Source organism: Rhodococcus erythropolis NBRC 15567 (genome assembly GCF_001552595.1).
Taxonomy (GTDB): Bacteria; Actinomycetota; Actinomycetes; order Mycobacteriales; family Mycobacteriaceae; genus Rhodococcus_F; species Rhodococcus_F erythropolis.
Genome location: NZ_BCRM01000007.1, coordinates 21,397 through 34,683, shown reverse-complemented (window position 1 = coordinate 34,683; position 13,287 = coordinate 21,397). Strand labels below are relative to the sequence as shown.

The 13,287-nt window shown below is 62.4% G+C and carries 13 protein-coding genes and 1 other RNA gene; 3 read left to right on the top strand and 11 right to left on the bottom strand.

Annotated elements, in window-relative coordinates:
* Positions 1 to 61 precede the first annotated feature (61 nt).
* Genes crcB through RE4_RS12130 form a run of 8 tightly spaced genes read right to left on the bottom strand, consistent with a single transcriptional unit; the run spans position 62 to position 6,846 of the window.
* Positions 62 to 406, bottom strand: coding sequence for a fluoride efflux transporter CrcB (gene crcB, locus RE4_RS12165; RefSeq protein ID WP_060938641.1), 345 nt, complete (start codon positions 404 to 406; stop codon positions 62 to 64).
* Positions 403 to 780: a fluoride efflux transporter FluC gene (locus tag RE4_RS12160; protein WP_019747864.1), complete on the bottom strand. Its 378-nt coding sequence runs from the start codon at positions 778 to 780 to the stop codon at positions 403 to 405. The genes crcB and RE4_RS12160 overlap by 4 nt, the downstream gene beginning before the upstream one ends.
* A 23-nt stretch (positions 781 to 803) precedes the next feature.
* The gene (locus tag RE4_RS12155) at positions 804 to 1,607 is read right to left on the bottom strand and encodes a DUF1295 domain-containing protein (RefSeq protein ID WP_020969269.1); all 804 of its coding nucleotides are present in this window, start codon (positions 1,605 to 1,607) and stop codon (positions 804 to 806) included.
* Positions 1,604 to 2,920 (bottom strand): SAM-dependent methyltransferase, encoded by a 1,317-nt coding sequence (locus RE4_RS12150; protein WP_060938640.1) that lies wholly within the window; start codon positions 2,918 to 2,920, stop codon positions 1,604 to 1,606. Before RE4_RS12150 ends, RE4_RS12155 begins: the two co-directional genes overlap by 4 nt.
* Positions 2,917 to 4,206, bottom strand: coding sequence for an SAM-dependent methyltransferase (locus tag RE4_RS12145; RefSeq protein WP_060938639.1), 1,290 nt, complete (start codon positions 4,204 to 4,206; stop codon positions 2,917 to 2,919). Before RE4_RS12145 ends, RE4_RS12150 begins: the two co-directional genes overlap by 4 nt.
* Positions 4,203 to 4,946 carry a DUF1365 domain-containing protein gene (locus RE4_RS12140; RefSeq protein ID WP_041814887.1) on the bottom strand — a complete coding sequence of 248 codons (744 nt, stop codon included), beginning with the start codon at positions 4,944 to 4,946 and terminating at the stop codon, positions 4,203 to 4,205. Before RE4_RS12140 ends, RE4_RS12145 begins: the two co-directional genes overlap by 4 nt.
* The gene (locus RE4_RS12135) at positions 4,937 to 6,217 is read right to left on the bottom strand and encodes an NAD(P)/FAD-dependent oxidoreductase (RefSeq protein ID WP_019747859.1); all 1,281 of its coding nucleotides are present in this window, start codon (positions 6,215 to 6,217) and stop codon (positions 4,937 to 4,939) included. Before RE4_RS12135 ends, RE4_RS12140 begins: the two co-directional genes overlap by 10 nt.
* Complete coding sequence (locus RE4_RS12130; RefSeq protein WP_060938638.1) at positions 6,214 to 6,846, bottom strand: dienelactone hydrolase family protein; 633 nt, start codon at positions 6,844 to 6,846, stop codon at positions 6,214 to 6,216. The genes RE4_RS12135 and RE4_RS12130 overlap by 4 nt, the downstream gene beginning before the upstream one ends.
* 53 nt (positions 6,847 to 6,899) lie before the next feature.
* Between RE4_RS12130 and RE4_RS12125 the strand changes: the two genes are divergently transcribed.
* The 3 genes from RE4_RS12125 (at position 6,900) to RE4_RS12115 (ending at position 10,190) form a co-directional block, all read left to right on the top strand.
* Complete coding sequence (locus RE4_RS12125; protein ID WP_198586308.1) at positions 6,900 to 7,715, top strand: GNAT family N-acetyltransferase; 816 nt, start codon at positions 6,900 to 6,902, stop codon at positions 7,713 to 7,715.
* Positions 7,716 to 7,824: 109 nt separating this feature from the next.
* On the top strand, positions 7,825 to 9,108 hold the full coding sequence (locus RE4_RS12120; RefSeq protein WP_060938637.1) for an HNH endonuclease signature motif containing protein: 1,284 nt from the start codon (positions 7,825 to 7,827) through the stop codon (positions 9,106 to 9,108).
* A gap of 101 nt (positions 9,109 to 9,209) precedes the next feature.
* Positions 9,210 to 10,190: an alkaline phosphatase family protein gene (locus tag RE4_RS12115; RefSeq protein WP_046378361.1), complete on the top strand. Its 981-nt coding sequence runs from the start codon at positions 9,210 to 9,212 to the stop codon at positions 10,188 to 10,190.
* Positions 10,191 to 10,279: 89 nt separating this feature from the next.
* Here the strand turns inward: RE4_RS12115 and ssrA are convergent.
* From ssrA to RE4_RS12100, 3 genes are all read right to left on the bottom strand, one after another.
* Positions 10,280 to 10,650, bottom strand: a transfer-messenger RNA (tmRNA) gene (gene ssrA / locus RE4_RS12110).
* 66 nt (positions 10,651 to 10,716) lie between these two features.
* On the bottom strand, positions 10,717 to 12,255 hold the full coding sequence (locus tag RE4_RS12105) for an SDR family oxidoreductase (RefSeq protein WP_060938636.1): 1,539 nt from the start codon (positions 12,253 to 12,255) through the stop codon (positions 10,717 to 10,719).
* 20 nt (positions 12,256 to 12,275) lie between these two features.
* On the bottom strand, positions 12,276 to 13,223 hold the full coding sequence (locus tag RE4_RS12100; RefSeq protein ID WP_060938676.1) for an NAD(P)/FAD-dependent oxidoreductase: 948 nt from the start codon (positions 13,221 to 13,223) through the stop codon (positions 12,276 to 12,278).
* Positions 13,224 to 13,287 lie beyond the last annotated feature (64 nt).

Here is a 13,287-nt window from a genome sequence, read left to right as displayed (position 1 = left end):
ACGCGACTGTGGACAATTGTCTACCCTGGCCGCGTGGCGTGCACGCTCGACGCCGGATCGGTCAATCGGTGATCTGGATTCCCAACCACGCAGCGGACAGTCCGACGATCAAACTGACGATGATGTAGATCAGCGAGAGGGCCGTCTGGCGCCTCTCGACCATCCCGACATTCTCGTTCGCAAAGGTCGAGTAGGTGGACAAGCCACCGCAGAATCCGGTCGCCAGAAGTGCAGCCATGTCGGTGGAAAGAGCTGCCCCGGTGAACAATCCAAGGAGGAAGCAGCCGATCACGTTGGCGGCGAACGTCGCAGCCGGGAATCCCTTGTACGCGGGTACATACCGCGCCAACAGGTACCGGCCGCTCGCACCAGCGCCGCCGCCGAGTGCCACCAGGAGAACTGTCATGCCGACGCTCCGTCCCGCGCGCGGATCCAGCGTTCACCGAGCCCTTTGCCCAGTGCAGCGGCGAGGATCGCGGGAATCAGCGTCCCGAGAACATAGAGAATCGATCGCCACGGACTCTCCGTCACGGCGTGAACCGCGAAGGACGAGAAAGTGGTGAAGCCGCCACAGAACCCGGTGCCGAGAAAGAGGTACCCAACCTTGTTGTGGACGAGGAGGGCCGCGAGAACACCGAGAACGAACGAGCCGACGACGTTGATGACCAGCGTCGTCCAGATGTGGGGAAAGAGCTCCCCCAGCCCGTATCGACTCAGTGCCCCCAATGCTCCGCCGACGGCAACCGCTCCCACTGCACCCGGCAGCTTCAGATCACCCATGCTCTCGCCTCACCCGAAAGAGCCTACGTCCCGGATCGGGCTTTCGGCGGGCGCGGAATGAAGTAACTTGTCCGCTGCTGGTACTCGCGATAACCCGGACGCTGTTCCATATGTCGCTCGAGCAACCGCGCACCGGTGGCGAAGACCAGGAAGTACGTCATGGCGATCGGCGAGAGGACAGTCAACACTCCCGGCCACACGGACGCCGAGACGAGGAAGATCCCCCACCAGACGCATGCGTCGCCGAAATAGTTGGGATGCCGCGTCCACGCCCACAAACCTTGATCCATGATGTGGCCACGGCTACCCGGATCGGATTTGAATTCCTCCATCTGCCGGTCGCCGACCGTCTCGAACGTGACGCCGACAATCCACAGCGCGATACCGAGCACAACAAGAAGCCCGAAGCTGCCGTTCGATACTGCGGCGACCTGGATAGGCAGGGAGACGAACCACAACGAAATCCCCTGCGTGAGATAAATCTTGCGGATCGCATACAGCGTTCGATTACCCGTCGCTCGTCCGAGCATTTCTTCGTACCGCGGGTCTTCACCCTTGCCGCGGGATCTGATCGCCATGTGCGTCGCCAACCGCAGACCCCAGATCGCCACCAGTGCAAGCATCAACAACCGGCGCCAGAGGTCGCCGGTTCCCACTACCGCGGACACGAGCGCGATCAGAACGAAGCCGGCGCCCCATGACACGTCGACAACATTGTGCCGCCCGATCCGTACACCGATGGTGGCTGTCACTGCCATTCCGACGGCGATCGCCAACAGGCTCGTGAGCGTGACCACTCCGAATGCGCCCCAGTCGAATCCGTTCATCGCCGCGACACCCACTGCGGCCGGACCGATTCCATATCGGATCGACCATCACCGTGCGGCCGGACCGACAGAATCTGATCGACGCCCATCCTGCCGTCCCGAAATGCCATTCCTCCGCCGACGAGGTAGAGACGCCACACCCGAGCGACTTCGACACCCACGAGATCCACGACGCGATCCCAGTTCGATTCGAAGGTCTCGATCCACGCGTCGACGGTCCGCACGTAGTGGTCACGCAGGGCGTGCACGTCCCGGACTTCGAGTCCACCTTCCTCGATCATCGCAACAGTGCGACCGACCGGCCGCATGTACATGTCCGGCGCGATGAACGACTCGATGAACGGACCTCCCCCGGGGTGCGCACCGGTGCGTGACATCTGCTGAATCAGCACACGGCCGCCGGCAATAACGTTGTCGTGGAGCGCTTTCACGTATGTCGGATAGTTGTCCTCACCGACGTGCTCACCCATCTCGATCGACGCGACCGCATCGAAGGGCCCGTCCGGAATCTCACGATAATCTTGGAGCCGGATCTCGACCCAGTCTTCCAAACCGAGTTCGCGGATCTTCGCGTCGACAAAAGCTTTCTGCTCCGCCGAGATCGTGATGCCGACAACCCGAGCGCCGTACTCACGCGCTGCATGCAGGCTCAGCGAGCCCCAACCACAGCCGACATCGAGAAACCGCAGGCCTCGCGCCCGATCGAGACCGACCTTGCGGCACACCAGATCCAGCTTGTCTGTCTGTGAGTCTTCGAGCGTGTATTCCGGCGCGTCGGAAGTCCAATAGCCCGAGGAGTACGCCATGTTCTCATCGAGGATCAGTTGGTAGAAATCGTTCGACAAATCGTAGTGGTGCCCGATCGCCTCGCGGTCGCGGGCGAGACTGTGCAAGCGGCCCTTCACCTGAGCCTGCGACGACGGTGGAGCCAAAGGTCTCCCGAAAGCACCGAAGGATCGCGCAGCCTTGACCGCGGCCAGGACGAGAGACGGGGTCGGGGTGATCGACCCGAGCCCCCGCTCGGCAGAGACCTTCCACACGTGTGTGAGCGCATCACCGAGATCGCCTTCGACGTCGAGTTCACCGAGAACATATGCCTGCGCCGCTCCCAACTCGCCGGGATTCCAGAGCAAGCGTCGCAGCACATTCGGGCTGTAGAGCGTCACTTTCGGAGCATCTTCCGGACCTGCTGTGCTGCCGTCCCAAGCAGTCAATCTCACCGGAAGTTCGCCGCCGACAAGTGGCCTGAGGATGTCCGAGAGACGGCCCGCAACGCCGGCACCTTGTGCCGTCCGATCCATCGTGGCGGTCATCGCTGGTTCCTCCGATCGAGAACAATTTGCTGGACGTCGAGATACCCCGAGCGAAACCCCGCCTCGGAGTAGCAGAGATAGAAATGCCACATGCGCGCGAACACTGCGTCGAACCCGAGCGCGGACGCTTCGTCGGCGCGAGCACTGAAACGCTCGTCCCACAGCCGCAACGTCTGCGCGTAGTGATCGCCCATCGACATCCGCTCACGCACCCGAAGGGTTGTCATGCGTTCGGTGACGTCCTCTATCGCCCGCACCGACGGGAGAAATCCGCCGGGGAAGATGTACTTGTGCACCCAGGTGTAGGTGTTGCGGGTCGCGAGCATCCGATCGTGCGGCATCGTGATGGCTTGGATCGCCGCGCGCCCACCCGGCGCCAGCAGGGCGTCGATCGTCTGGAAGTAGCTTCCCCAGTACTGGTGGCCGACAGCCTCGATCATCTCGACCGACACGACGGCGTCGTACTCCCCCTGTACTTGCCGATAGTCGAGAAGGTCGACCTGAACGCGATCTGCCAGTCCCGCAGCGCTTATCCGCTTCGCCGCCAATTCCTGCTGTTCGACCGACAGTGTCACTGAGCGCACCGTTGCTCCGCGCTCGGCTGCTCGGATCGCCAATTCTCCCCAGCCTGTGCCGATTTCGAGCACTCGCGAACCGGGACCGACACCCGCACCGTCCAGCAGGCGATCGATCTTCCGATGCTGAGCCGCTGCGAACGCGTCCCACGACGGGGCAGCTCCCACCGACAGATCCTCGAAGAGAGCACTGGAATACGTCATGGTGTCGTCGAGGAACAGTTCGAACATCTCGTTCGAGAGGTCGTAGTGCCGGGAGATGTTCGAGCGCGTGTTCTGCGTCGAATTCCGCTCACTGCGAGGCTGCTTCGGAATGTAGAGGCCTCGTAGCCGCTGCAGGAAGTCGGGAATCAGCGTCGCCACCCGGGAGGCGAAGACTTCCAGGACCGCGGTGAGGTCGGAGGCTTCCCAATCGCCCGCCATGTACGACTCGCCGAATCCGATCAACCCACTGTCGCCCACACGAGCAGCGAAGTCGTCTGGACGGTGGATGACCATCAACGGCGAATCCGGACTACCTCCACCGGAGAACTCACCGTTGGGCATCTGAACGCGCAGCGGCAAGCGCGCGACCGCCTTGTGGAACAGAGCGCGGGCAACCGGCGACGCAACCCTCACTTTGAAACCGCTGGGCACCGTGGCAACGCCCGGCCACCGCTCGGATTCGATCGTGTGAGCGGAAGGTTCGGTGCCGAGAGTGGTCGTGGTCATTGCACTGCCTCCTGCGGGTGATGTTGCGGTCGGGGAACGATGGGTAAGCGCCTGGCCCACAGCCGGATTCCTTGAAATCTGATCTGCGCGGCGACTCGCAGCGGAGCCAGCGGGATGGAGAGCGCACTGCGGACGATCTCGCGCGTCGTCGCCGGCACACAACGACCGGACACCGTGGCTACGAATGGCGCCTTGCCGTCACGGGCCAGAACTATCGAGAGCGCGAGCGCGGTGTCGGGTAGCGGAAGTCGCATCCGGTACTCGCCGTCCAGATCGTTGAATGGAGACACGTAGAACTCTTTGGACGTGCGAGCCCCGCCGCGTTCGTCGGTTTCGAGCAGGTAGCAATGCCGCTCGCCGTAGGTGTTGTGAACCTCGGCAACGAGGCACCGCTGACTGCCGTCGTCGTTCAGACACCAGAACACACTCAGTGGGTTGAACACATGCCCGAGAACACGTGCGTTCGCAAGCATGAGGATGCGGCCGCCGGCGAACTCCAATCCGTTAGTTGCCAGAAAAGACTCGACGTTGGCACGAATCGATCGGGTGGGGTCGCCGAGGTGATCTCCGGCGTCGAACTTCGCCAAGGGTCGCAAAGCCTTCGGGAGCTCGGGCAGATCGTCGACGTCGACGAGCCAGCTGTAGCTTCGGTACTCGAACTCGTTGTGCAACGGCTCCGTTCGTACGTGCCGGATGCTCGTATGAACGATGGACGGCGTGATGGGTGCAGTCACGGCCACCGACCTCCGACGCGTTCGGCGGCACGCAGGCCAGACAGTGCACCGTCCTCGTGGAAGCCCCATCCGTGGTACGCACCGGCAAACGCGAGCACGTCCGAGTCCAACTCGGGAAGCCGCGCTTGAGCGGCGACGGAGGTGGGTGTGTACTGCGGATGCTCGTAGGTCATCTGATCGATCACCGAGTCCGGGGACACCATTTCGTCTCCCCCCAACGTCACCAGGTAGCGCCGACCGGTCTCCGGCAGCCGCTGCAACCTCGTCATGTCGTAGCTGACCAGAACGTGATCTGGCTTCGCGTTGCATTCAGGGATGTAGTAGTTCCACGACGCGCGCGCATTGGTGTTGCCGGGCAGCACATTTTCGTCCGTGTGAAGTTGGGTGTGGTTGACGGAGTACGGCATTGCGCCGAGGACCTGGGATTCGGCAGGCGTCGGATCCGCCAAAATCTTCAGTGCTTGCTGCGGATGCGTTGCGACCACAACTGCGTCGAAGGTCTGGATCTGGTCGTCGCCGTCACGAATGTCGACGCGATCGTCAAACCGGTGGACGGCGCGAACTGGCGTGTTCAGGCGGATATCCCCGATACTTTTGGCGACGAGACGAACGTATTCGCCCGATCCACCGGTGACTGTTCGCCAGGTCGGCGATCCAGTGACGCTCAGCATTCCGTGGTGATCGAGGAACGAGAACAGGTACCGCGCGGGATACTTCAGCGCCGAGCCGGGATCACACGACCAGACTGCCGACACGAGCGGAGTCATGAAGTGAGCGGTGAAGTAGTCGGAGAACCGGCCGCTGCGCAGAAACACTCCCAGTGTCTGGTCGGGTGCCGACGGATCCGTGTTGTCGAGCAGGGCGCGGGCACGGCGATGGAAGCGCTTGACCTCCATCAACATGGACAGAAAGCTGCCGTTGACAAGGAGCCCCGGCGTCGGGAGAACGCCGCGCAACCCTTGGCCCCCCGAGTACTCGAGACCGCAACCCCCACACCTGACCGACATACTCATGTCGGATTCCTGCGTAGGCACATCGAGTTCTGCGAACAATCGCAACAATGTCGGATAGGTGCGATCGTTGTGAACGATGAACCCCGTGTCGATGGCGAGGCTTCGCCCTTCCGGGTCGGTGACCGAATGGGTGTCCGCGTGCCCGCCGAGCCGTGAATCCGCTTCGTAGAGGGTGACGTCACTGTCCTTACTGAGCACCCACGCCGCTGTCAGACCTGCGACACCACTACCGACGACGGCCACCTTGCGCTTGTCGGAACTCATCGTCGTTCTCCCATCTTTGTTGCGGCTACCCCGCGACTCATTCCTGCGATTGCATCCGCGACGAGGCGATGCCAGGTCGCCGCCCGACGGAGCATGAAGTGGCCTGCGCCGCCGATGCCGATCCATTCAGCGCTCTTACCCGACTTCTGCAGTTCGTCAACTTTCCGACGAGACGCTGCCGAGTCGGTCCACGAGTCGGCCGTGCCGTGGAGCACAACCAGTGGTGTGTCCGAACGCAGATTCACCGACGTTCCATCGGGCCACCACGGCGCCAGCGCAACCACACCGACCACCGCCGGATCGCCACACAGTTCGGCGGCGACCCGTCCGCCCATCGAGTGGCCCAGCAAAATCACCCGAGCTTGTGCATTACGTTTCGTTATCGCGTCGAGTGCGGCTCGAGCGTCGGCGACCGGACTGCGCTCGGCACCGTTCCAACCACGAACCCGATAGCGAGCCTGCACCGCTCTCACACCGGAGCGGCGAAGCTGAGCGGTGAACGGGCGCATCCGAAGGTTGGACTGATGCCAGGCGCGAGCCGGGCGATGGCTCGAGACCTTTCCTCCAGGCAGCACGAGCACCACCAGGTACTGGTCACCGTCCTGCGGTTGCCGTCGGTTGGGCGTCATGCATGGCATTCGGAGCCGAAAACCATTTGGATGGGGTTCGTAGAATTTCTTTTGTGAATCGTGAAGCACTCGTCGGTGACGTCCTCGACGCCATGGACGCCAACTTGTTTTCCCATGCCTGCCACCTGCATGAACACTTGCCGACTGCATCGGTCACGGTCACTGCGGATGTTGTCGTCGCAGACAGCGGCCTCGCCGACGACACTTTCAACATCATCGCTGGTGCTCGCTTCGCCGTACCTGCCGACGGGCCCGAAGATCGGCGACTGATCGACATCCTCGCCTCGATTCGAGCAACCGGACGTCCGTTCTCCTGGTGGACCGGACCCCGCGACAATCCCTCTGACCTCGGGGCTCGCCTGTCCGCCCTCGGCTGCGTGCGCTCCGAGGAAGAACGAGCGATGACGGCGGACCTTGACGTCGTCCCTCATCCGACGCCTGTCCCAGAACTCTCCGTTCATCGGGTGACTACTCGTACCCAGCTCGCCGACTATGCCGCCGTGATGGCCGCCAACTGGTCGCCGCCCTCAGCCGCAGTAATTGGATTCTTCGAAGACACCGCTGATGCCGCCCTCGATGAGCGTTCGCGGAGTTCGTTTGTCGTGGGGTACGCGAACTCCCAGCCTGTCGCCGGAGCCGAGGTCCACTTTGCCGCCGGCGTCGCCGGACTGTATGGCGTCGTCACACTCGAAACGGCTCGCCGACGCGGATTCGGCTCGGCGGTCACCCTTGCCGCACTCGACATCGCCCGCGAGCGAGGTGCCCGAACAGCAGTACTTCAGGCGTCCAGCGACGGCGCACAGCTCTATCGAAACCTCGGCTTCAAGGATGTCGGCACCTACGCCGAGTACTCGATCGGAAGCAGTTAGACGTCCCCGCGGGGACGCTTTCACCCCGTATCCGTGAAGGTGTCGGCACCCACATCTATCATCGAACGTACATTCGAAATGATGTCGGACGCGAGCCGGGGGGGCAACCATGAACGCAGCATTAATCGAGAACGCACCACTGATCGATGAAGAAACGCAGGGTTCCGCCCGAGACGACGTGGATCAGCTCGGCTCGGAAATCTGCGCCCTCGCCGGCCAGATCGCCGCGGCCACGGCTCGATTCCTTACCCTCCTGTCGAAATTCGACGAAGACCGCGGATGGACCGGTCCGGGACTTCACTCGTGCGCCCACTGGTTGTCGTGGAAGTGCGGAATGAGCCTGCACACCGGCCGTGAATACGTTCGCGTCGCCAAAGCGCTCCGACCTTTGCCCGAGATGCGGAAGGCCTTCGAGCAAGGCCGCCTGTCCTACTCGAAGGTTCGCGCCCTCACCCGGGTCACCACGCCCTCCAACGAAAAGCAGATGGTTCGGTTCGGATGTGAGGCGCCCGCAGCCCAGATCGATCGTCTCGCCGCAGGTCTGCGTAAAGCAACCGACAACGAATCCGGCAAAACCAAAGCGGTCGAACATCTTCAGGTCCGCTGGCATTGGGACCCGGATACGGGCGAATTTGTCATCAAAGGACGCCTGCCTGCGCAGGACGGCGCCCGAATCCTCGCAGCGTTAGCTGTGGCGGAACGTGAACGCACCCGAATCGCCGCCATCCGCCCCGTCGACGAGAAGGCCGCAAAGAACCCGGTCGGAAATATCGGGCCAGGTCTCGTCGCGATGGCAGAGCTCGCCACCGCCGCAGTCACGGACCGCACGCCCAAGGCCGCCGCGAACGAAGTTGTGTTCTTCCACGAAGCGAACACCGTCCGAGTGCCGAGCGGACCCGCATTGCCTCAAAATGCCGCTGAGGAAGTGCTCTGCAACGCCAAGCTTCGACTGGGAACGACCAAGGAAGGATGCGTTCTGAATCTAGGTCGGCGGACTCGCGTCGTCAGCGCTAAACAAATGTTGGCATTGAACTACCGCGACGGATGCTGCCGCACACCAGGATGCGGACGGACCCGCTTCCTGCACGCACATCACGTGAAATTCTGGGGACGCGGCGGCAATACGGACTTGGACAATTTGATCATGCTTTGCGGTACCTGCCACCGCGCGCTGCACGACGGCAAGTTCACGATCTCTGCACTCGGCGAGCAGAAGTTCGAGTTCCAGTACGCCAATGGAGACGTCATCGACCCAGCACCGCCAACAGAGGGGTTCGCCGATGACCTATTGCGCGGAGACGTACCCGACGACGCGATCGTACCGGCGTGGAGCGGAGAGCCCCTCCACCTCGATCACGCGGTCAGCGTCATCCTTGACGGCTGGGCCGCGTGAGCAAACATTGGTCTAGTCCAATCTGAATCCGTCGTGAACAATCGGACAACCCTCGCATTCAGGTAGTGCAATTGGTCTAGTCCTATCGCAATATCTTTAGCGTGACCAAGAAAATCGCACGCACCTCAGCCGCTATCACACTCCTCCTCGCCGGCGCTGTTGCTGCCGGAACTGCAACTGCTGCAGCAATTCCCGGATCGTCCGACCTCAATCCGTCGGCCGCCGAGAAGACAGTTGTCATCGGCCTCGACGGCACCATGCTCAGCCACATCAAGACCGCCGACGCTCCCCGTCTCCAGAAGCTGATCGCCGAAGGAACCAGCGGAGAATCTTCCATCCTCGGCCACACCACCATCTCCGGACCGTCGTGGTCGACCATCCTGACCGGAGTCTGGGACACCAAGCACGGTGTCAAGGACAACACGTACGCAGGCGCCCGCTTCGACCTCTACCCGAGCGTGTTCACACGGTTGGAAACAGCACAGCCCTCTCTGCTCACCGAGTCGATCTCCACCTGGGGAGGCATCGACAACATCGCATCCAGCGGCACGCCGAAAGCCGACGTTGTCGTCACCACTGCCGATGCAGGTTCCGGAGCGGCCACCGATGCTGCGACCGCTGACGCCGTCGCCCGCGACATCACCGACAAGGGACCTGACCTGATCTTCACCCAACTCGATCAGGTGGACGGCGCGGGGCACAGCGGCGGCACCAACGGCGCTGCGTACGAAGAGTCCATTGCCTCGGTCGACGCTCAGGTGGGCAAGATTGTCGATGCCGTTGATCAACGCGCCGCGAAGACCGGTGAGAAGTGGACGGTTCTGGTCACTGCGGATCACGGCCACAAGCCTGCTGGAGGGCACGGTGGCCAGACGCCGGCGGAAGCAACGACATTCGTCATTGCACGCGGTGCGGGATACGCGGCCGGCAAGACCACCGACGCGTACACGATCGCCGACATCACACCGACCATCCTCCAAAGCCTGGGCGTTGCATTGCCTGCCGATCTGGACGGTAAGCCGCTGGCCAAGGAAGCTCCCGGCTTCGTCGGCTCGGTCGACCTGGGATTCTTCGGCTCCTGATCGTAAAAGGTCGCGGGCGCTCAGCAGAGTGCCGCAGCAAGACCGCAAAAAGGTCGGGCCGGAGAGCGTGTGCTCTCCGGCCCGACCTGTTGTGGAGCTGCCGGGAATTGAACCCGGGTCCTACGTTGAATCGCTAGGGCTTCTCCGTGTGCAGTTCGCTAAGTCTCTACTTGGATCTCCCAGTCTCGCGAACAAGCCAGGATGACGATCCCAGTCACTGTTTGATGTCCCATTCGACTCCGTGACCGAGCCGAACAGTAAAGCCCTCTAGCTGATGCCAGGAACCGGGTCGAGGGCAACCCCGGGCTGACAGACACGCTTCGCTACTTAGGCAGCGAGAGCGTAGTCGCGCTGATTGGAATCGGCGCTTATAGGTTTGCAGCGACGCTTACGGTGGTCTCTTGCCTGCACCGACACGCTTCCCCTAACTCAACACACGCAGTCGAAACCGTTCAGCCCCGTGTGTGCCCCGCGTCTTTCGTGGGGCTATTCACTATAACGCGCCGAAGTTCGGAAGTCATACCAATTAATCGGCGGCACTTTCCGTGTCCTGCGCCGCAGCTGATTCCCTGATTGCTGCGGTCTCACGCTCTGCAGCACCGGTGATGTTGGTGATCATCCCCTGGAAGACCACTCCGTGGAAAGGCAGGATCGAGTACCAGTACGCCCGGCCGGCGAGCCCGCGAGGGAAGAAGACCGCACGCTGATCGAGATGCGAACCCACCGGCCGTCCATCCGCACCCGCCGGACCTTCCGACACTCGCAACTCCAACCATGCTCCGCCCGGGACCTTCATCTCGGCGCGCAATCGGAGCAACTTGCCTCGATCGATTTCTTCGACACGCCAGAAGTCCAGGGCTTCACCGGTGTTGAGCCGACGTGGATCCCGCCTACCCCGGCGCAGTCCGACCCCGCCGACCGCGCGGTCCATCCACCCCCGGATGGCCCACGCCAAAGGGAATGAATACCAACCATTCTCGCCGCCGATCGACTCGACGACCGACCAGAGGGTTTTCGGATCCGCAGCACAGTCACGTTCGCGGTGGTCTACGTAAACTGCCTCCCCTGCCCAGTCCGGGTCGGACGGAAGAGGATCGGACGGCGCTCCCGCGATCGTCGCACCGGACCACGCCGTCTCCACCTCACCGGTCTCGATCTTGCGAAGCGCCAAACGCACAGCTTCCCGGTACGGTGTGAGGCCACCGGCCGGAGGCGGGATGAAGTCGTCGATGTCGTGGTTGTGCATCACCGCGTCGTTCTGCAGTGATTCGATCAGTGGCATCGCCAAGCCCCGCGGGATCGGCGTGACCAATCCCACCCAGTGACCTGCCAGACGCGGGGTGAGGACGGGCAAGACGAGGATGCGTCGGCGTACCAATCCTGCGACGTCGGCGTAGGTGTTCATCATCTCGCCGTACTGCATGACATCTGGCCCACCGATGTCGAAGGCGCGGTTGACCTCCGGCGTTGTCGCCGCGGCTGCGATCAAATAGTGGAGTACGTCACGCACCGCGATCGGCTGAATGTTGTTGTGCACCCACTTGGGTGTGGTCATCACCGGAAGCCGATTGGTCAAGTGGCGCACCATTTCGAAGGACGCCGAACCCGATCCGATCACCACCCCAGCTTGAAATACAACGGTCGGAACCTCGGAGTCGAGGAGGATCCGACCGACTTCGAGCCGAGACTGCAAGTGAGTCGACAACTCTCGGTCGGACGGATGAAGCCCGCCCAGGTACACGATCCGGCGCACCCCCGCATCGCGGGCAGCGGCGGCGACGTTCTCCGCGCTTCGCTTGTCGATATCCGAGAACGACCCTCCACCGCCCATGGCGTGAACGAGGTAGTAGACCACGTCGATATCGTCGAAAACACCTGAGAGGGAGGCACTGTCGGTCAGATCCCCACGCTTGATCTCCACGGAATCATGCCAGGGAACATCGCGTAGTTTCTCCGGGCTGCGCACCACAACTCGAACTAGATGGCCCTCTTCGACCAGACGAGGGGCAAGACGTCCGCCGATGTATCCGGTCGCACCCGTGATCAACACTCTCACTGCGTCCATCACCCCACGCTACGCACAATTCAACTGCGAAGCGCCAGTGCAACCTCGAGGTCGTCGTTGGTCAACATCATGTTGATCCCCGCTCCAGCCTTCGCCCCGGCGGCTGCGGCCATGATGACCTGGGCACCCGGGTCGACGACGTTGCCCGCAGCGAACACGCCGGGCACGCTCGTCGCCCCCATCATGTCGACTGTGACGAAATCGCCCATCATCGTCTCAGCGCGCTGCGCGCCGAATGCGCGCAAGATCGCATCGTTGGGGTCCATCGTGAGAGCGCCACCGACAAAGACCGCCGAACGCGCGACCACAGTGCCGTCTGCCAACCGCACGCCCACCAACCGATCATCCTCGACGACGGGACCAGCGACCTCACCCTCGACGATCGAAATATCGCGAGCTGCAAGCTTTTCCCGATCTTCGGAACTCAGTTCGGTGATTCGATGGAGGAAGAGAACTACGTCGTCGGACCACTGGCGAACCATGAGGGCCTGGTGCATCGCAAATTCCGCGCTCTTGGCGATCACGCCAAGCGGCTGATCGCGCACGCTGTACCCGTGGCAGTACGGGCAGTGCAACACGTCGCGGCCCCAACGCTCGCCGAAGACTTCGAGTTCGTCCGGCAGGCGGTCCGTCAGACCCGTTGCAACGAGGACCTTGCGCACCTGAATCTTGCTGCCGTCAGCCAGTTCTACCGAGAACTTCTCGCCGTCCCGTGTCACGGAGACAACGGTGCCGTCATGGAACTCGCCGCCGAATTTGCGGACCTCACCTCGGCCGATGGTCAACAATTCGGCGGGGTTCATGCCGTCGCGGGAGAGGAATCCGTTCATGTGATCGGCGGCCGCGTTCCGTGGTGATCCGTTGTCGAAGACGATCACGGACCTGCGTGCCTGACCAAGGATGAGTGCGGCGTTCAGCCCTGCCGCGCCGGCTCCGATTACTGCTACGTCGAATGAGTTCTGCGTCATGAATCCAGAATGACAAGAGACCGCGTTCTTGACAAACACTGTTGCCGCTTTGGCAAAATAGATC

Bases quoted from the DNA above. Each gene is read 5' to 3' on its own strand.
- crcB (WP_060938641.1), bottom strand. From the start codon at position 406: ATGACAGTTCTCCTGGTGGCACTCGGCGGCGGCGCTGGTGCGAGCGGC.
- RE4_RS12160 (WP_019747864.1), bottom strand. From the start codon at position 780: ATGGGTGATCTGAAGCTGCCGGGTGCAGTGGGAGCGGTTGCCGTCGGC.
- RE4_RS12155 (WP_020969269.1), bottom strand. From the start codon at position 1,607: ATGAACGGATTCGACTGGGGCGCATTCGGAGTGGTCACGCTCACGAGC.
- RE4_RS12150 (WP_060938640.1), bottom strand. From the start codon at position 2,920: ATGACCGCCACGATGGATCGGACGGCACAAGGTGCCGGCGTTGCGGGC.
- RE4_RS12145 (WP_060938639.1), bottom strand. From the start codon at position 4,206: ATGACCACGACCACTCTCGGCACCGAACCTTCCGCTCACACGATCGAA.
- RE4_RS12135 (WP_019747859.1), bottom strand. From the start codon at position 6,217: ATGAGTTCCGACAAGCGCAAGGTGGCCGTCGTCGGTAGTGGTGTCGCA.
- RE4_RS12130 (WP_060938638.1), bottom strand. From the start codon at position 6,846: ATGACGCCCAACCGACGGCAACCGCAGGACGGTGACCAGTACCTGGTG.
- RE4_RS12120 (WP_060938637.1), top strand. From the start codon at position 7,825: ATGAACGCAGCATTAATCGAGAACGCACCACTGATCGATGAAGAAACG.
- RE4_RS12105 (WP_060938636.1), bottom strand. From the start codon at position 12,255: ATGGACGCAGTGAGAGTGTTGATCACGGGTGCGACCGGATACATCGGC.
- RE4_RS12100 (WP_060938676.1), bottom strand. From the start codon at position 13,223: ATGACGCAGAACTCATTCGACGTAGCAGTAATCGGAGCCGGCGCGGCA.